We start from the raw sequence: 19,121 nt of genomic DNA on the forward strand, positions 1-19,121 counted from the left end.
TGTGAAACGGCCTCAGAATACCGTTTTAGAAAATGGCGTGGGCGATATTGGCGATGGCGGCGAAGGTTAGCATCGCAAATGTGATGATCATGCCGTTTTTGCGCAGCGGGATGATTTGCGGGTCAGCGGCCAACCCATGGGCATGCATGACACGCCCCGCGACCAACATCAAACCAAGGATATGACACACCCAAAGCGGTGCGCCCTGAAGTTCCGCCATGAGAAGCAAGATCAAGCCAATAGGTGCGTATTCGACAAAATTTGCATGCACCCGGATACGTTTGTTCAGCAGGCTGTCATCGCCATCCCCAAGGGATACTTTGGCGCTTTTGCGGCGAAAAATGACCTGAAAGCTGAGGTAAACTAAGAAAAGGGCAAGGATGCCGGCGTAAAGTGGGGTAACTGTGGGAATGATCATGGTATGTCCTGTCGTGTGTCGTGGGGCCGCGTATGTGGAGAGGGGAACATGAGTGGTTGAAAATCACAACCTAAGCCAAGGCTTTTCACAGGTTTCCGTTGCGCAAACTACGGTTTCTAATCGTCGTACCCTTGAACGGCATGGCGGCGTGCTTCGTCAAAGTCTTCCGAATGAACGATCACGCCTTCATCGGACAGCAAGATGATCCCATATGCACCCGGTTCTGGAACGGAATGCGCGTAACCTGTTTCACCCAACATCATCGGCATTTGATGAGTCGGACTTTTGAAGATCGTAAAACCAATGCCATGTGCTGTGCCAGAAATTGTACGGTGGATATGTCCGGCAAAAATATGAGCAACATTGGGGTATTGTTTGACCAGGTCGTAAAAGGCGTCGTGATCCATCATTCGGATCGCATCCATCCCATCAAACCCCGTGTGGAAGGGCGGGTGGTGCATAAAGATTGAGACGCGACGCTCGCCTGCGGTATCCAGTTGTTCTTTCAGCCATTCCATTCGTGCGCGACAGAGCGCACCAGCATGGTGGTGTTCGCGCCAGGGCGGACCATCTAAAGTATCCAGACAGATCAGCCGATCTTTGGGACCAAAGGGTGCGGCCCCCTGAAGGTCAATCACGCGCATCAAATGGCCGCTCTCGGTGACCAACTGGTCAGGAAAAGCCTCAAGCAAAGTGTCGCGGCGATCATGGTTCCCAGTCATCAATGTGACAGGCAGTGGCAGATCAGCCAGCAACGGTTTGAGACGTGCAAATTGATCTGGGCGACCGTTATGGGTCAAATCACCGGTCAGGATTAAATGATCCGCGTCCGGATGATGCTTGAGCGCGTGTTTCAACCCAGTGTCAAATCGTTCCAATGGGTCATAGCCGACGATCTTCTCGCCCTCAGATTTGATGTGAATATCGGTAAAGACCAGAATTTTATGGTGCATACGATTTATGGTGGTCATTGGATCCAGTCCTCTGGAGAAAGTTCAAGTGCGAGGCCTCTACGGGTTTGCGCCATCCCGGCCTGCACGAGTGTCTACAACACAAAAGATAGGAGTGATACGAAACGCATTCGGCATCTGATTCCCTTTTAAATAACGTGGCGGGTATGCACTCAGAGGGCAAGGGGAAGCTTAAGCAAAAACCTTGATGGGGCTGTGCCAGAAACGACACGTCACCTGAACAGATGGCTATTGTTAACCGCTTATCGTTGGAACACTGTGAAGTCTGTGCATTGTCCAGACAATCTACGAATATTCAGAAAGGATATGTGTGATGCAATTGCAAACCAGACGCATTGGGCTGTCCACCATTTTGGCGGTCTTTGTAACAACGGGAGGGGGCCTCGCTATGGGGGCCTCCTTTGCGCAGCTCACATCCCTATATGAAACTCAACCGGAAGGCTGCAGTCACGTAATTAAGCCCGGGTGGCTCTGGACCTCCTCCGGTTTGATTAGCGACGCGGTGTCTACTGCACAGGATGGCGATCGTATTTGCATCGCATCCGGCGAATACAAAGATGCGATTACCATTACAAAACCACTTGAGATCATAGGTTACGGCGAGACGCCGCCACAGATCATCTCCGAGACAGCACAGGACATCGTGCAATGGCATGCGCCCGGGGGGAAGATCGAAAATCTGTATCTGACACAGATTGGTGGTGAACCCAGCGGATCTCAGGTCACCGGGCAAAATGGCACGACTGTCTTTCGCGCCGGTCAACCTGACTATTTCTCTCAGGACGCACATTCCGGATTTACTGTCGTGAACGCTAGAGTTTCACTAAACAATATGCATATTCGCAACGATGTGTATTCGGGGATTTACGTGCTTGGGCCTGAGGCAAATGTACAGATCACAGGGTCCATCATTTCTGAAAACGCTGAAGCTGGCATTCTGGCGATTGATCGGGCTGTCATCAGCCTGACAAACAGCATCATTCGCGACAACAGACGGGAAGGGGTACGGCTGGACACGGGCGCGTCTTTCCAGGCCCGTGATTTCAGCCTGTCAGGAAGTGGTTACAGCGGCGTGTTTACTCAAAACGGTGCATCATTTGACATCTCTGACGCGCGCCTTAGCGATGGAAACGCTGGCGGGATTGTCATGGGGCACTGCTCTGGTCCTGGAAGGCTCTCGGATAGCCATATCTCCGGGTATAAAGATGGGCTTGCAGGTATCGCGATGCGTGGAGGGGAAAATCTGACACTTGATAGGATGCAGGTTTCGGGCAATTCTAGGGGGGTATCTTGCCTTCCGGTGTTGAATGCCCCCGGCAGCCCGCCCCTAAATTTAGTTATCACGAATGCAGAGATTTCTGAAAATGGCACAGATGGTGTGGATGTATCTGGGGCCTGTAATGTTCAGATTCAAAACAGCTTGATCACAAAAAACCGTGACAGGGGGATAAACAACGGAGGGGTGCTTCATGTTTCAGGCACGAAGATAACCCGCAACGGGTCAGGTGGTCACCACTCAGCGGGCGTTGTGACAGATGCCGTGTCAGAGATCGTCATGCGTGATACTCTGGTTTCTGAGAATGCTGGAAATGGGATGATCCTCGCTGCCGGCGCTTCGGTTGATATCCGGGATGTCGTGATTTCAGGGCATCCAGAAGCAGGTTTATCAATCCCGCTGCAACGTGAAAACCAGCGGAATTCACGCCCTATTCAGCTTGAACGATTTTTGGCGCAGCACCAGCGAAATGGCCTTTCAGAAGATATGACCTTTCAGTCAGTCAAATTTTCCCAAAATATTGGCGGTGCCTGGCATTTTGTGCGGGATGCCTACGGAGATGACGCGTTTGTCGAGCCGCAACTCATCGGTCTTGAATGATAAACGCGGGGGCCATTGGCCCCCGCGTGTCATTATGATCGTGGATTTATCCCACGAGAAACAGTGACGCTTTATTCCAGTTCGACGAGCAGATCTTTCGCGTCGATTTGGGTGCCTGCGGCCACATGCAATCCTTTGATGATTGCGTCGCGTTCGGCGTGGATGCCGGTTTCCATTTTCATGGCTTCAATCGTCAGCAGAAGGTCGCCCTCTTTGACCTCTTGCCCCTGGGCCACGGCAACCGAAGCAACAACACCGGGCATCGGTGCGCCGATGTGGTTTGCATTGCCTTCTTCGGCTTTGGGGCGGGTGATCGTGGTGGCTTTGACCATGCGGTTTGGCACACGAATAACACGCGGTTGACCGTTGAGTTCAAAGAACACTTTCACTTCGCCGTTCTCGTCAGTTTCACCCACGGCTTGCAGGCGAATTTCCAGAACTTTACCCGGATCGATCTCAGCTGAGATCTCTTCGCCTGGCTCCATTCCGTAGAAGAATGTGCGTGTCGGCAGGGTGCGCACAGGGCCGTAAAGGCGATGACGGCCCATGTAATCAAGGAAGACTTTCGGGTACATCAGGTAGCCCATCAGGTCTTCACCGTCACATTTGTAACCTTCCAGCGTGCTGCAAAGCTCAAGGCGTGTGGCTTCCAGATCAACGGGTTCCATGTCCGCACCGGGGCGGGCCGTGGACGCAGTTTCACCTTTCAGAACTTTGTTCACGATGCCCGCAGGGAACCCACCTGGAGGTTGACCCAAGTTGCCGCGCATCATATCCACAACGCTGTCCGGGAAGGCCACATCGGTGTCGGCGCTTTCGACTTCATCACGGGTCAAATTCTGGCTGACCATCATCAAGGCCATGTCGCCCACCACTTTGGAAGATGGCGTCACCTTCACGATATCACCGAACATCTGGTTCACATCGGCATAGGTGTTTGCGACCTCGGGCCAGCGTTCCTCTAAGCCAAGGCTACGCGCTTGGGCCTTGAGGTTTGTAAACTGCCCACCGGGCATTTCGTGCAGGTAAACCTCAGAAGCCGGGGCGGCAAGACCGCTTTCAAACGCCACATATTGCGCGCGCACATGCTCCCAGTAAGTCGACAGATCACGCACAACCGCGATGTCGATGCCCGTGTCACGTTCCGTGTGACGCAAACCTTCCACGATGGAACCTAAACACGGCTGGGACGTGCCGCCAGAGAACGCATCCATCGCCGCATCTACTGCGTCAACGCCCGCATCAGCCGCCGCCAGAATGGTCGCGCCGGCAATGCCGGATGTGTCATGTGTGTGGAAATGGATCGGCAGGCCGACCTCTTCTTTCAAGGCTTTAATCAACACACGCGCAGCGGCTGGTTTCAGCAGACCCGCCATGTCTTTGAGGCCCAGAACATGGGCGCCAGCGGCCTCAAGTTCCTTCGCCATGTTGACATAATATTGCAGGTCATATTTGGAACGGTTGGGATCCAGAATATCGCCTGTGTAACAGATCGTGCCTTCGCAAACCTTGTTGTTTTCCACGACCGCATTCATGGCGACGCGCATGTTTTCAACCCAGTTCAGGCTGTCAAACACGCGGAAGACGTCAACGCCGGTTTCGGCCGCCTGTTTCACAAAACCCTGCACCACATTGTCAGGATAATTCGTGTAACCCACGCCGTTTGAGGCCCGCAAAAGCATCTGTGACATGACGTTTGGCATTTTTACGCGCAGATCACGCAGGCGCTGCCAAGGGCATTCCTGCAAGAAACGGTACGCCACATCAAAGGTCGCGCCACCCCAGCATTCCACTGAGAATAATTGCGGCAGACGTGACGCATAAGCAGGTGCCGCTTTGATCATATCAATAGAGCGCATCCGGGTCGCCAAAAGGGACTGGTGGCCATCGCGCATAGTGGTGTCGGTCAGCAGCAATTGTGGCTGGGCTTTCATCCAATCCGCAACGGCTTGTGGGCCTTTGGCTTCAAGCAGGTTGCGGGTGCCGGGCTGAATATCCAGCGTGGACATTGGTGCTTTTGGTGCGGCAATCGCCGCATCTGGTTCCGCGCGGCCCTCAGTTTCGGGATGGCCGTTGACGGTGATATCCGCGATATAGTTCAGAACTTTGGTGCCACGGTCGCGACGCTTTTTAAAGCTGAACAGACCTGGGGTTTCGTCGATGAATTTCGTGGCATAGCTGTCATCCAAGAAGGTCGGGTGCTTCAGCAGGTTTTCCACAAACGCGATGTTGGTCGACACACCGCGAATACGGAATTCACGCAAAGCGCGGTCCATCCGGGCAATCGCCGCAGAAGGCGTTTGCGCGTGGGCCGTCACTTTGGTCAGCAAGCTGTCGTAATAACGCGTGATCACGCCGCCCGCATAAGCAGTACCACCGTCCAGACGAATGCCCATGCCGGTCGCAGAACGGTACGCAGTGATACGGCCGTAATCCGGGATAAAGTTGTTTTGCGGATCTTCTGTGGTGATCCGGGTCTGAAGCGCGTGACCATTCAAGCGCACGTCTTCCTGGCTGGTTTTGCCGGTGGCATCCGCAATGGTGGCACCTTCGGCAATGCGGATCTGGGCTTGCACGATGTCGATGCCGGTGACTTCTTCGGTCACGGTGTGTTCGACCTGAACGCGCGGGTTCACCTCAATGAAGTAGAACTTGCCGTCATCCATATCCATCAGGAATTCGACAGTGCCCGCACATTCATAACCAACAAAGGCACAGATTTTGCGGCCCAAAGCGCAGATTTCCTGACGTTGTTCCTCAGACAAATACGGGGCAGGGGCGCGTTCCACGACTTTTTGATTGCGACGTTGTACGGAACAATCGCGTTCAAACAGGTGATACATGCCACCATGTTTGTCGCCGAGAATTTGAACCTCAACATGGCGCGCACGTTGGATCATCTTTTCAAGGAAACCTTCGCCATTGCCAAAAGCAGATTCGGCTTCGCGGCGACCTTCAAGAACCTTTTCTTCAACTTCATCAGCTGAGAAGATCGGACGCATGCCGCGACCACCACCTCCCCAAGAGGCTTTCAGCATCAAGGGATAGCCAACTTCCGCCGCTTCCTTGCGGATTGCATCCATATCATCGCCCAAAACGTCGGTGGCCGGAATGACCGGTACACCGGCTTGCACGGCGACGCGACGGGCTGAATCTTTGTTACCTAGGGCGCGCATAGTAGCCGCTTTGGGGCCGATGAAAGTGATGCCCGCTTCATCACATGCGTCGACGAACTCGGGGTTTTCCGACAGCAGGCCATAGCCCGGGTGGATCGCATCTGCGCCGGACATCTTGGCAACGCGGATGATCTCTGAGATGCTTAAGTAAGCCGCAACAGGCCCCATGCCTTCGCCAATGCGATACGCTTCATCTGCCTTAAAACGGTGCAAACCAAGCTTGTCTTCCTCGGCGAAGATAGCAACGGTTTTCTTACCCATTTCATTGGCGGCGCGCATAATGCGAATGGCAATTTCACCGCGATTGGCGATGAGGATTTTCTTGAATTCCGACATGAGGCTGGTCTCCCTGAGATCTGCTGACCGGACGAGCTTTGCAAATGCTGCACTGCAGCGCAAGAGACTCACCTAGCTTTGTGAGGTTTCTGTAACATTCTGTTCGCTTTTCAGCCTCACATTGCGACGTCCTTGCGCAAAAAAGCGAAACCGTGAAAAAAGTTGCAGAACAATCTGCGAACACTTCTTTTCAAAGCCTGCTGTTCCGGTTAGATTCGCGTCATGAGTGATTTCGACGAATTTGATGCCTTTGAGGCCGCCGCCGCGCCAAACGCCACGCCCGTTCCGTTAAGCCAGCGCGCTATGGGCGCGCGACCTGCAACCTATTTGGATGAGTTAAATCCAGCCCAACGCGAAGCGGTTGAACGCCTTGATGGGCCGGTTTTGATGCTGGCGGGGGCGGGCACGGGGAAAACCAAAGCTTTGACTGCGCGCATCGCGCATTTGATCAACACCCACCGTGCGCGCCCGGATGAAATCTTGGCGGTGACCTTCACCAATAAAGCGGCGCGTGAAATGAAAGACCGCGTGGGCAATTATCTTGGCAATGGCGGTGACTCCATGCGCTGGATGGGCACGTTTCATGCGATTTGTGTGAAGCTGTTGCGTCGCAATGCAGAATTGGTCGGGTTGAAATCGAATTTCACCATCCTTGATATGGATGATGTGAAGCGTTTGCTGAAGCAGTTGATTGAGGCCGAGGGCATTGATCGCAAGCGTTGGCCTGAACGTGAACTGGCCGGTGTGATCGACGCTTGGAAAAACCGTGCTTGGACGCCAGAAAAAGTGCCGACCAGCGATGCTTCGGCGTTTAATGGCAAGGGGCTTGAGCTTTATAAGCAGTACCAACGTCGTCTGCGCGAATTGAACGCCTGTGATTTTGGCGATCTTCTGGTGCATATGGTGACGATCTTTCAGAAACACGACGACGTATTGGCGCAATACCACCGCTGGTTCAAATATGTGCTGGTGGACGAATATCAGGATACCAACGTCGCGCAGTATCTCTGGTTGCGACTGCTGGCGCAGGGGCACAAAAATATTTGCTGCGTGGGGGATGATGATCAGTCGATCTATGGCTGGCGCGGGGCAGAGGTGGGCAACATCCTGAAGTTCGAAAAAGATTTCCCGGGCGCGCATGTGGTGCGTCTGGAACAGAACTACCGGTCGACCCCCCATATTCTCGCGGCCGCAAGTGCCGTGATTGCAGGCAATTCAAACCGGCTTGGCAAGACGCTTTGGACGGAACGCGAAGATGGTGAAAAGGTACGCTTGATTGGCCATTGGGATGGCGACGAGGAAGCGCGCTGGATCGGCGAAGAAGCCGAATCTATTCAACGTGGCACCCGCAGTATGGCATCCAGAAGCCTAGAAGATATGGCGATTTTGGTGCGCGCATCGCACCAAATGCGCGCCTTTGAAGATCGGTTCCTGTCAATCGGCCTGCCGTATCGTGTGATTGGCGGTCCGCGCTTTTATGAACGCATGGAAATCCGTGATGCGATGGCCTATTTCCGCGTTGTCACCAGCCCAGAAGACGACCTGGCGTTTGAACGTATTGTGAATACGCCAAAGCGTGGTGTAGGGGATAAGGCGCTGCAAAATATCCAGATTTGCGCCCGTGAAAACAGTGTTCCGCTGTTGGAAGCGACGCGAATTCTGTTGCGCGATGGGGCGATTAAGGGCAAAGCTAAAACTGAATTGTCCAAGCTGGTCGAAAGCTTTGAGCGTTGGTCTGATATGACCCGTGTGGGGCGGGTTTCCCAAGTTGTTGACGATCATGACGATGATCTGTTTGAGGATATCTCGGAACCTGATGAAACCGTGCAAGTTGGCCATATTGCCTTGGCGGAAATAATCCTGGATGAATCTGGCTACACGTCCATGTGGCAAAAAGACAAAACCCCAGAAGCGCCCGGACGTCTTGAAAACTTGAAAGAGCTTGTGAAGGCGCTTGAGAATTTCGACAATCTGCAAGGGTTCTTGGAACATGTTTCGTTGATCATGGAAAATGACAGCTCTGAGTCGGAAGAAAAACTGACGATTATGACGTTGCACGGCGCGAAGGGCCTGGAATTTCCCGTGGTGTTTTTGCCGGGCTGGGAAGAAGGCCTGTTCCCAAGCCAGCGATCCATGGACGAAAGTGGGCAAAAAGGGTTAGAGGAAGAACGCCGTCTGGCCTATGTGGGGATCACGCGGTCGGAAGCTTTGTGCACGATTTCATTTGCGGGCAATCGCAGGGTGTACGGGCAATGGCAAAGCCAACTTCCAGGCCGTTTTATTGATGAACTGCCCGAAGACCACGTTGAGGTGCTGAGCGCCGCATCGCTGGGGACTGGTGGCGGTCGGTCGTCTGGTTTTGATGATGATTTTTCTGATTTGGGTATGAGCTCAATGCAGAAACGCGCGATTAACGCTGATGGTTGGGACACACCTGGGTTCAAACGCATGCAAGCCCGTCAAGCCGGGGGGGCACGGACATCGGTGACGCCCAAGCGCAAACGTAGCAATCTGATGGTTGATGGGGATGCTCAAGAATTGTTCCGCCCGGGCGACCGAATTTTCCAGACTAAATTCGGCTATGGTACCGTGATGGAATCCAGCCGCGATACGTTGGATGTTGAGTTCGACAAAGCGGGTTCCAAGAAAGTGAAAGCGGGCTTCGTCGTTGCAGCTGACCGGGCAGGGGATGTGCCGTTCTAGGCTGGGTCTAACCGGTCACTGTTTGACCCAGAAACTCCCGCAAACGCTTGGCATCACATATGGAAGCGGCAAGTGTAATAGGATTTTAGATCAACCCCTTGATAATTGGCTCCAACGTCAGAACCAAAAGGGTGGCCATGGTGTAGTTAAACATGCGCAAACGCGTTGGGCTTTGAAGCCAACGACGGATCTGCGTTCCTGCCCAGGCCCATGTGCTGACGGATGGAAGGTTGGTGCAGGTGAACGCCAAGGCAACCATCAAGGACGTCACCCACAGTGGCATCGCATCGCTTGCGATCGGTGCATAGGCAGTCTGGGCGGTGATCGCCATGTAAATGGCCTTTGGGTTGACCCACTGAAAGGCCGCGGCTTGCAGAAACGTGAAGGGTTTCCCGCCTTCTTTGGCTTCCCCAGGGGCGCTTGCTGTGGCGATCTTATAGGCCAGATATAGCAGATAAATTGCGCAGACGATGGTGAGGATCAGTTTCAGTTTTGGGAAAGTGTCAAAAAGCTGAAGCAATCCGAGACCCAGCAGAAACACCATAAACCCATGGCCCAGCGAAATCCCCGCCATATGGGGGATTGAGCGTCGAAACCCATAGTTGGCTCCCGAGGCCATCAGCATCAGATTATTGGGGCCAGGGGTGATAGAGCTGACAAAAGCGAAAGTGATCAGGGCGGGTAGAAAGTCGAATGTCATGGCGTTGTCCTTATTGCCTGCTGATCATTGCGCAACTCCGACGCAAGTCTGCATCTTTCTTGTTTGATATTCTCGTATGTTTGCAATTATTATCTAGAATGGATCATAAATCAGAAGAAATATTGCGAATTCTTTCCCGTGAAGGGCGGATTGCAAACACCGAACTGGCGGACCGCGTTGCGCTGTCGCCGTCAGCCACTCTGCGCCGCGTGCAAGACATGGAACGGCAAGGCGTGATCAAAGGCTACCGCGCGGTGGTGGATCGGGACAAGACCGGGGCTGGCTTTGCCTGTTATGTGCTGGTCGGGCTGGCGGATCATTCTAAACAGGCACAGGCGGGTTTTGAACAAGCGATTGCAGCGGCTCGCGAAGTGCGGGAGTGCCATAACATTGCCGGGGCGCATGAATATCTGCTTCGCGTCGAAACCGCAGATCTGCAAAGCTACAAGCATTTTCACACAGAAATTCTGGGCACCATCAAAGGCGTGGCGTCCATTAGCAGTCTTGTGGTTATGGGAAGCTCTAAGGATGAACGGGCGTAGCACTTGGCTCTGTTGTGTTTGTATCGTTTTGCTCCTAAGCTGAAGGCGCATTGCAAATTTGACATTTAGGTGGCAGTCAGTTTTATGAATATCGTTGCTTCGAAACTCCCCCGTGTTGATATTCCTCTTCATTATCGTCAGCTTGGGACGGTGGATATTGGCCGGCTGTTGCCGCGCGTGATTGCTTTGACTGAGGAGGATTGGCTCAAGGGGACCAGGGGGCGCAGAAATGCTTTTCCGGGACTTGAACAGACGAAGACAATTAACCTGCGGTTCGTCGAAAATCTGGATGATCCTCTGACGTCATATTCATTACCGGATTTTGAAGACTGGAAAGCGCTTTTGTGTCCGATTTGTGATCAGGCGATTGTATCTTATGGTTACAAAGACCCTCAGCTCAGCAAGGTGATGCTGACACAGTTGCCTGCGGGCACTCATATCAAGCCCCACACAGATGCGCGTGCAGGCAACCTCTACACGCATAAAATCCATGTTCCACTTGTTACGCATAGGGATGTTTTGTTTTATTCCCGGGGGGTGCCATTCCACATTCCTCTTGGGGAAGCGTGGGAAGTGAACAATGTTGATATGCATTCAGTCTGGAACCAGTCCCGGATTGATCGCGTTCACCTGATTTTTGAAATATATGATGCTGCATTGATTCGGGCCTGACAAAGGGCGATGAACTTTTCGCCCTTTGTGTTCTTGTATGTGGTCTTTATCCTGCGAAGGTGGTCAATCCGAAGAAGATCACCGCCGACAGTGTAGCGGCCGCGGGTACGGTGATGACCCAGGCTGCGATGATCGTCATGAAGTGCGACCGGCGTACCAATTTGCGACGCGCGCGTTCTTCGCGAGACAAAGCAGGGCGATCAGGCACTTCCCGGCGGGCCTTTTTAAGGCGACGTTCAGCGTCCCATTCGCGGAAAAATCCAACCCCGAACACACCGCCAACGGCAATGTGGGTCGAGCTGACCGGCAGGCCAAGCCAGCTTGCAACAATCACGGTGATCGCAGCAGACAAAGCCACACAATAGGCGCGCATGGGGTTCAGTTTGGTGATCTGGCCACCAACCATGCGGATCAGTTTCGGGCCAAACAAGAATAGGCCGAAGGAAATCCCAAGTGCACCAATCACCATCACCCAGATCGGGATGCTGACGGCGGCGGTAAAGTCGCCGGATTGTGAAGCCTGAACGATGGCGGCCAGCGGACCAACGGCGTTTGCCACATCGTTCGCGCCATGGGCAAAGCTGAGCATCGCCGCGGATACGATCAATGGGATCGCGAACAGAACCTTCAGAGATTTGTTGCGGTTCTCAAGGCCTTCAGATTGCTTTTTCACCACAGGAATCATGATCGCCCATGTCGCCGCCCCAAGGGCAACACCGATCAAAAGCGCTGTTTGCAGATCAATCTTGATGATCTTTTTCAGCCCCTTCACGGACAGGTAAGCCGCAAATGCACCTGCCATGATCGCGACCAATACAGGCACCCATTTGCGTGCGGCGGCGATTTTGTCGTCTTGATAGATGATGCGAGATTTGATCAGCCAAAGAAAACCAGCGGCAACCAAACCACCCAACACAGGTGAGATCACCCAGCTGGCAGCAATTTTACCCATGGTTGGCCAGTTCACAGCTGCAAAACCAGCGGCGGCAATGCCAGCGCCCATCACGCCCCCAACAACGGAATGCGTGGTGGAAACCGGTGCGCCAACCCATGTGGCGAGGTTCACCCAAAGTGCGGCGGCCAAAAGTGCGGCCATCATTGCCCAGATGAAGGTCGATGCATCACCCATGCTTTCAGGCGCGATAATACCCTTGGCGATGGTGGAAACGACGTCGCCACCTGCAATCAAGGCGCCGGCACTTTCAAATACCACTGCGATCAGGATCGCGCCCCCCATGGTCAGCGCATTCGCACCCACCGCAGGACCCATGTTGTTGGCAACGTCATTCGCGCCAATGTTCAGGGCCATATAGGCACCAAAACAAGCCGCAATCACAACGATGGCAGTGTTGTTGCCATCGGTGCCAAAGAACAGAACCGCGAACAGCCCTGCCAGCATGATAAATACAAATGCCAAGCCTGGTCCAACCAATGGGCGCGACATGTAATCTGTCGCAGTCTCGAGGTTGGAATAGCGCGCTAGATCCCGGTCCAGCGTTTCAAGATGGCGAGCGTCGTCGTTCTGGTTTTCACCCATGAGTCTATCCCTCGTAAAACTAAGGGTCGTTATTCATGTCTGGCAGCGTGACGCAAGGATTCTGTCACAAATCAGTGATAAATTGTCGTGGGTGTCGCAGAAATAAAAAACGGCGATGCCCGGGAGGAGGTGGGCATCGCCGTTACTATAAACCCGGACAAAGGGAGGAGAAGTCCAGGCTTTAGATCTGCGCAGCAAAGGGAGGAGAAGCCTTGCAGATCTTTTAGCTCAGGGTCAGGGAGGAGCGACCCATCACATATCGTGTGCACCAATTGGTGCGGTGTAATTGCGACAACTTCGGGGAGGAATTCGAAGAGCCGCTAAGCCAGATCACAAAGGGAGGAGAAGTGATCTGGCCTAATTCTTAGACGCCGTAAACGGATTCACGTGCGATGGCTGCGATACCGGAACGTGAAAGACCAAGGTCGTTCAGCTCACGGTTGGACAGCTTTGACAGCTCGTTGAATGTTTTGTTGTACAGGCGGCGGTTCGCAAGGCCTTCAGTGATGCGGGCGAAGAAGCCTTGAACACCTGAGGTCGCAGTTGCGGAGAATACTGTTGTGTTAGCGTATGCCATTTTATTTATTCCTTATCATCTTGCCGATGCGCCGTATTGCGCTGGCTCCGTTGTGTTGAGGTCAAAATAGGAATTTTCCGCGATTGCACAACTGGCCAAATGATCAATGCCGCTATGCAGCAATTGCATGGCTCATTACGTAAAGGTAAAGGTGATGTAACAAAACAGCCTGGGCGCGGTATCAAACGGTGGTAAATCTCTGTTTTCCAGGGCAAAAGGTTATCAATCTGTGGCAAAGACGACATATCCCTGAGGAGGGCCTCATCCGATGAGCGACCAAAAAATGATTCTTGCAGAGCTTGCGCGCGTTCAGTTGCCCGATGGCGGTAACTTGGTGAGTCGCGATCTTATTCGCGCGCTTTCTGTAAATGACGGTCAGGTTCGCTTTGTGATCGAAGCCGATAGCGCCGAAATGGCCGCAAAGATGGAACCTATCCGCAAGGCCGCAGAAGATCTGATTGCGGGTCTTCCTAACGTGTCTTCGGCATCAGTTGTGCTGACGGCCCATGGGCCAGCCGCGCCAGCAAAAGCCCCGCCCGATCTGAAGGTGGGTCGTCATCCGACAAAACAGGATGGCCCCATTGGTGTGCCTGGCGTGGATCACATTATTGTCGTGGCATCTGGCAAAGGTGGTGTGGGGAAATCCACGGTTTCTTCTAACCTTGCTGTGGCTCTTGCCAAGCAAGGCCGCAAAGTTGGCTTACTGGATGCAGATATTTACGGCCCATCGCAGCCGCGCATGATGGGTGTGAACAAACGCCCTGCCAGCCCAGATGGCAAAACCATTATCCCGCTGCACGCCCATGGTGTGACTGTGATGTCGATTGGCCTGATGGTAGAAGAAGACAAAGCCATCGTTTGGCGTGGCCCGATGTTGATGGGGGCTTTGCAACAGATGTTGGGGCAGGTGGAATGGGGCAAGCTTGATGTTTTGATCCTTGATCTGCCACCTGGCACGGGGGATGTGCAGCTGACGCTTTGTCAGAAAACCAAAATGGATGGCGCGATTGTTGTGTCGACCCCGCAAGATGTTGCGCTGATTGATGCGCGTCGTGCACTGGATATGTTCAACACGCTTGATACGCCTGTGTTGGGGCTGATTGAAAATATGTCAGCCTTCCATTGTCCGAACTGTGGCCATGAAAGCCATATCTTTGGTCATGGTGGCGTAAAGGATGAGGCTGCGAAGATTGGTGTGCCCTTCTTGGGCGCTTTGCCGATTGACCTTGAGACCCGTCTTGCTGGGGATGCTGGTACGCCGATTGCCGCAGGCGAGGGGCCGGTGGCGGATGCATATGCGGCGCTTGCGCAAAAGCTGGTTGATGCAGGCAAAGCCTAAGTCGCTGTGCGGATGAAATGATTGCATGGGAATTCATGGGTGAATCTGTGGGTTCCCATTTTTTTGGCCTGGGATTTCACGGTTTCGCAATGGGAAGACCTATTCGAATTGGGCTGGAAGCCTAAAAATAACCATCAAAAAAAGTTATTTGAAATTTTTTTGGGAAAGCGTGGTGCGCTGCGCAGTCACTACATATAGTGGGTGAGGTGTCATTGCTTCGCCACAATCTGTATCAATTAAGCCAATTTTGACCAAATTTGGGTGGCTGAAATTTTCGGTTGTACAATTTTGCCCGTAAAAAACTATTGATTTCCATGAATTCCCATGGCATCCCTATTTGCAGATGGACGGGAATTAAGGGGCATCAAGACCCCATGAACCAAGTCAGGTTTCATACAGGCGCCCGCTTCATCGAAAAACGACAGATCCGGCGCGTGAGCGAGCAGACATCCCTTTGATGGCACGCGTAGCTGGGCTTCCCCACAAAGTGGGACATGGGCGGCAGGTTGAGCAGTGGCAGCAGCTCAACCTGCCGTTTCCCTTTCGGGGGTAACTTTTTCGACCCATTTGGGTCACGGGACATTTAATACGGGAGCCGCATCAGTGGTCCGCAGGTTCAGAGGCGAAAGCCACCATAAGGTGGATGCAAAGGGCAGGGTGTCTATCCCGGCCTCTTTTCGCCGTGTGCTTGAAGCAGGTGATCCGAACTGGTGTGAAGGCCTGAACCCCGAGCTTGTGATCGTTTACGGCGACGAAAAACGTCCACAGCTTGAATGTTTCACCATGGAGGCAATTGACGATGTGGAAAGCCGCATCGAGAAAATGCCCCGTGGCAGCAAGCGCCGTAAAGCGCTGCAACGTCTTTATAACACACAATCTGCGCATACTTCGGTGGATGAAACCGGGCGTTTGGTTCTGTCTGCGAAACTGCGCGACAAGTTGGACCTGGATGGAATGGCGTTTTTTGCCGGTAACGGTGATACGTTCGAAATCTGGAAGCCAGAAACATATGACGCAGAAATGAATGCCGATCTTGAGGCAGATGATGATTTTGATCCGGATGCTGATCCGTCGATCTATTTGGATGGTGAAGAGGGGCTTTAAGCGATGACTGACGCAGGGCCTGAGAAAAAACCACATATCCCCGTATTGCTGCGCCCGATTTTAAAGGCGATTGCTCCGGTGTCCGGCCTTTGGCTGGACGGCACTTTTGGCGCTGGCGGCTATACGCGCGGCTTGCTTGATGCTGGTGCGGATTGCGTGATCGGCGTGGATCGCGACCCATTGGCGCTAGAGATGGCAGCACCATGGGCCGGTGAATACGGTGATCGTTTACGCCTGAAAGCGGGCAATTTCGCGGATATGGATGTTCTTGCTGGTGAATTGCTGGACGGCGTTGTGCTTGATCTGGGCGTGTCCTCTATGCAGCTTGATCTGGCAGAACGTGGCTTTTCTTTCATGAAAGACGGCCCGCTTGATATGCGGATGAGTCAAGATGGTGTCTCTGCGGCGGATGTCGTGAATTCGGCGTCTGAAGCGGTGTTGGCAGATATTCTGTTTCAATATGGTGAAGAACGTCAGTCGCGCAGAATTGCCAAGGCGATCATTGCTGCGCGTGCGGATGCGCCGTTTAAGACGACTTTGCAACTGGCGGATTTGATCGAGAAAACCCTGCCGCGTAAAAAGCCGGGGCAAAGTCACCCTGCAACCCGCAGTTTTCAAGCGTTGCGCATTGCGATCAACGATGAATTTGGTGCATTGATTGCCGGGCTTGAGGCAGCTGAACGTGCGCTGAAACCTGGTGGGCAACTGGCTGTTGTGACCTTTCATTCTTTGGAAGACCGCGTTGTAAAACGCTTTCTTGCGGCGCGCTGTTCAAGCGGGGGCGGCGGAAGCCGTCATGCGCCTGCAACGGCAGGTCGTTCCCCTGAGTTTACCCAAAAAATGCGCCGTGCCATTGGACCGGATGATCAGGAATTGGAAGAAAACCCGCGTTCACGTTCCGCGCGTTTGCGCGTGGCAGAACGCACGGATGCAACACCGTCTCCCTTTGATCGCAAAGGCATGGGCCTGCCGAAACTAACCCTGGACGGAGGTGTGATCTGATGCGCAGTTTTATGTTCCTTGTGACGGGTCTGGTGGTGATGGGTTTGGCCTTTTGGGCTTACCGTGAAAATTATCGCACCCAAGAAGTGACGCGCGAAATCCGTTCGCTGCATCTGGAAATCGCTGAAGCACGGGGCGCTTTGTCCATTCTGAATGCTGAATGGGCCTATTTAAACCGACCTGACCGTTTGCGCGAACTTGCTGAATTGAATTTTGACAGCTTGGGATTATTGCCGCTGACGGGCGCACATTATGTACGCGTCGATCAAGTGGCGTGGCCGGCACCCGTGACCTTGCTGGACCAAGTAGAGGCCCCTGTGGAAACCATGGGCGTCTTGCTGGATGCATCTGCGGGCGGAGACAGCCAATGATCCGGACACCTCTGCGCCCCCTCGCGCGTATCCTTTCAGCACGCGACAAAGGGGAAAACCCAGACCGGATCGAACGCGATAACATTCGTGCGCGCCATGATGAAATTCAAGGTCGGGCTCGGCACCGCGCCGAAGGCCGTTTGTTGGTGTTATCCGTATTTTTCTTAGCAGCGTTTTCTGCTGTTGGTTTGCGCATGGGGTCGATTTCCGTATCGGTCCCGGAAGAGCCACGTTCAGGCGGGGCTGGCGACAGCATCCTGACCCAACGTGCTGATATTACCGATCGAAATGGGAATATCCTTGCGACCAATATCGCGACCTATTCTTTGTACGCCCATCCGCAACAAATGATTGATCCTGTGGCTGCTGCCGCACGTTTGGCCGAGATTTTTCCTGATCTAGACGGAGAACAGCTGAACCGCCAGTTCACAGGTGATCGTAAGTTTGTTTGGGTCCGTCAGAAACTGAGCCCCGAGCAACGACAAACTGTGCATGAAATTGGTGAACCTGGTTTGTTGTTCGGCCCACGCGAGATGCGACTTTATCCCAACGGCGCCCTTGCGGCACATGTGTTGGGGGGGGCGTCTTTTGGGCGCGAAGGTGTGCATTCAGCAGAAGTTATCGGCGTTGCAGGCGTTGAAAATGTCTTTGACGAAATGCTGCGTGATCCGGCGAATAATGGTGCGCCGCTAAGATTGTCACTTGATATGACGGTGCAGGCCGTTGCGGAAGAAGTTCTGGGCGGTGGCATGCAATTGATGAATGCCAAAGGTGCTGCGGGTGTGTTGATGGATGTGCATACCGGCGAAATTATCTCGCTGGTGTCCTTGCCAGATTTCGACCCCAATGAACGCCCTCGCGTTCTGACCGAAGGGGATCAGTCTGACAGCCCATTGTTTAACCGTGCGGTGCAGGGTGTGTATGAGCTGGGGTCAACCTATAAATTGTTTGCCCTGGCGCAGGCGATGGACGCGGGTTTGATCAGCGAAAACACGATGATCGATACGCAAGGCCCGTTGAAATGGGGCCGTTTTAACATTCGTGACTTTCACAATTATGGACCGACGTTGTCGACGACGGATGTGTTGGTAAAGTCATCTAACATTGGTACGGCGCGCATTGCGCAGATGATTGGTGCAGACCGTCAACGCGAGTTTTTGACATCACTTGGGCTGACAGTGCCATCCCCAGTCGAGATCCTCGAAGCTTCAGGCAGCCAACCGTTGTTGCCATCAAATTGGTCAGAACTGTCTACAATGACGATCTCATACGGGCATGGTATCAGCGCAAGCCCAATGCATTTGGCGGCCGCTTATGCGTCTGTTGTAAATGGTGGCACGCGGGTTGTGCCGACGTTGTTGCTTCAAGATGGGGTGCAAAATGGTCCGCGAGTTGTGTCCGAAGAGGTGTCGCGCATCTCCCGTGATATGCTGCGCCAAGTGGTGACACGCGGCACGGCAAGTTTTGGTGACGTTGAAGGTTATGAAGTGGGCGGCAAGACGGGTTCCGCAGATAAACCACGTCCGCAGGGCGGCTATTATGATGACAAGGTTATTTCGACCTTCGCATCAATTTTCCCCGCGTCGAACCCAAAATATGTGTTGATCGTGACATTGGACGAGCCATCTATCGAAGGTTTGGGCGAAATGCGCCGTACAGCGGGCTGGACCGCAGTTCCTGTTGCTGCAGAATTGACACGCCGCGTCGCGCCGCTGCTTGGGTTGCGTCCACAAGTTGAAACCTTGCCCCTTACTGCGGTAACACTCACCAGTAATTAACGGTAATAGAATCAACGGC

At 53.5% G+C, this 19,121-nt stretch carries 15 protein-coding genes; 9 read left to right on the forward strand and 6 right to left on the reverse strand.

All coding sequences use genetic code 11. The annotated features are described in order from the left end of the window. Nucleotides 1-25: 25 nt before the first annotated feature. Nucleotides 26-418 (reverse strand): MAPEG family protein, encoded by a 393-nt coding sequence (locus tag RJ38_RS16530; RefSeq protein WP_039019983.1) that lies wholly within the window; start codon nucleotides 416-418, stop codon nucleotides 26-28. A gap of 116 nt (nucleotides 419-534) precedes the next feature. Next, a complete protein-coding gene (locus tag RJ38_RS16535) occupies nucleotides 535-1,389 on the reverse strand; it encodes a phosphodiesterase (protein ID WP_238321746.1) in 855 nt (284 codons plus the stop codon). 313 nt (nucleotides 1,390-1,702) lie between these two features. On the opposite strand from RJ38_RS16535, the gene RJ38_RS16540 reads away from it, so the two are divergent. Then, on the forward strand, nucleotides 1,703-3,265 hold the full coding sequence (locus tag RJ38_RS16540) for a right-handed parallel beta-helix repeat-containing protein (protein WP_039019984.1): 1,563 nt from the start codon (nucleotides 1,703-1,705) through the stop codon (nucleotides 3,263-3,265). A gap of 71 nt (nucleotides 3,266-3,336) precedes the next feature. On the opposite strand, the gene RJ38_RS16545 is transcribed toward RJ38_RS16540, so the two are convergent. After that, nucleotides 3,337-6,777, reverse strand: a complete 3,441-nt coding sequence (locus RJ38_RS16545) for a pyruvate carboxylase (protein WP_039019985.1) — start codon at nucleotides 6,775-6,777, stop codon at nucleotides 3,337-3,339. A gap of 222 nt (nucleotides 6,778-6,999) precedes the next feature. On the opposite strand from RJ38_RS16545, the gene RJ38_RS16550 reads away from it, so the two are divergent. Further along, nucleotides 7,000-9,480: an ATP-dependent helicase gene (locus RJ38_RS16550; RefSeq protein ID WP_039019986.1), complete on the forward strand. Its 2,481-nt coding sequence runs from the start codon at nucleotides 7,000-7,002 to the stop codon at nucleotides 9,478-9,480. Between the two features lie 85 nt (nucleotides 9,481-9,565). On the opposite strand, the gene RJ38_RS16555 is transcribed toward RJ38_RS16550, so the two are convergent. Further along, nucleotides 9,566-10,180 (reverse strand): LysE family translocator, encoded by a 615-nt coding sequence (locus tag RJ38_RS16555; RefSeq protein ID WP_039019987.1) that lies wholly within the window; start codon nucleotides 10,178-10,180, stop codon nucleotides 9,566-9,568. Between the two features lie 98 nt (nucleotides 10,181-10,278). Between RJ38_RS16555 and RJ38_RS16560 the strand changes: the two genes are divergently transcribed. Together RJ38_RS16560 and RJ38_RS16565 are read left to right on the forward strand one after the other, a co-directional pair. Continuing rightward, nucleotides 10,279-10,722: an Lrp/AsnC family transcriptional regulator gene (locus RJ38_RS16560; protein WP_039019988.1), complete on the forward strand. Its 444-nt coding sequence runs from the start codon at nucleotides 10,279-10,281 to the stop codon at nucleotides 10,720-10,722. Nucleotides 10,723-10,806: 84 nt separating this feature from the next. Beyond that, nucleotides 10,807-11,394, forward strand: a complete 588-nt coding sequence (locus RJ38_RS16565) for an aspartyl/asparaginyl beta-hydroxylase domain-containing protein (RefSeq protein WP_052245504.1) — start codon at nucleotides 10,807-10,809, stop codon at nucleotides 11,392-11,394. Nucleotides 11,395-11,440: 46 nt separating this feature from the next. On the opposite strand, the gene RJ38_RS16570 is transcribed toward RJ38_RS16565, so the two are convergent. Both RJ38_RS16570 and RJ38_RS16575 read right to left on the reverse strand, forming a co-directional pair. Next, on the reverse strand, nucleotides 11,441-12,931 hold the full coding sequence (locus tag RJ38_RS16570; RefSeq protein ID WP_039019989.1) for an inorganic phosphate transporter: 1,491 nt from the start codon (nucleotides 12,929-12,931) through the stop codon (nucleotides 11,441-11,443). 364 nt (nucleotides 12,932-13,295) lie between these two features. After that, nucleotides 13,296-13,508 carry a DUF1127 domain-containing protein gene (locus RJ38_RS16575; RefSeq protein WP_039019990.1) on the reverse strand — a complete coding sequence of 71 codons (213 nt, stop codon included), beginning with the start codon at nucleotides 13,506-13,508 and terminating at the stop codon, nucleotides 13,296-13,298. Nucleotides 13,509-13,776: 268 nt separating this feature from the next. On the opposite strand from RJ38_RS16575, the gene RJ38_RS16580 reads away from it, so the two are divergent. From RJ38_RS16580 to RJ38_RS16600, 5 genes are all read left to right on the forward strand, one after another. Further along, complete coding sequence (locus RJ38_RS16580; protein WP_039019991.1) at nucleotides 13,777-14,847, forward strand: Mrp/NBP35 family ATP-binding protein; 1,071 nt, start codon at nucleotides 13,777-13,779, stop codon at nucleotides 14,845-14,847. A gap of 603 nt (nucleotides 14,848-15,450) precedes the next feature. Further along, the gene (gene mraZ, locus RJ38_RS16585; RefSeq protein ID WP_202903902.1) at nucleotides 15,451-15,951 is read left to right on the forward strand and encodes a division/cell wall cluster transcriptional repressor MraZ; all 501 of its coding nucleotides are present in this window, start codon (nucleotides 15,451-15,453) and stop codon (nucleotides 15,949-15,951) included. Between the two features lie 3 nt (nucleotides 15,952-15,954). Then, nucleotides 15,955-16,953: a 16S rRNA (cytosine(1402)-N(4))-methyltransferase RsmH gene (gene rsmH, locus RJ38_RS16590; protein WP_039019993.1), complete on the forward strand. Its 999-nt coding sequence runs from the start codon at nucleotides 15,955-15,957 to the stop codon at nucleotides 16,951-16,953. Beyond that, entirely contained in the window at nucleotides 16,953-17,324 is a 372-nt protein-coding gene (gene ftsL / locus RJ38_RS16595; protein WP_039019994.1) for a cell division protein FtsL, read from the forward strand. Before rsmH ends, ftsL begins: the two co-directional genes overlap by 1 nt. Further along, on the forward strand, nucleotides 17,321-19,102 hold the full coding sequence (locus tag RJ38_RS16600; RefSeq protein WP_039019995.1) for a peptidoglycan D,D-transpeptidase FtsI family protein: 1,782 nt from the start codon (nucleotides 17,321-17,323) through the stop codon (nucleotides 19,100-19,102). The genes ftsL and RJ38_RS16600 overlap by 4 nt, the downstream gene beginning before the upstream one ends. The last annotated feature ends 19 nt before the right edge of the window (nucleotides 19,103-19,121 follow it).

Source organism: Halocynthiibacter namhaensis, assembly GCF_000812685.1.
GTDB lineage: Bacteria > Pseudomonadota > Alphaproteobacteria > Rhodobacterales > Rhodobacteraceae > Halocynthiibacter > Halocynthiibacter namhaensis.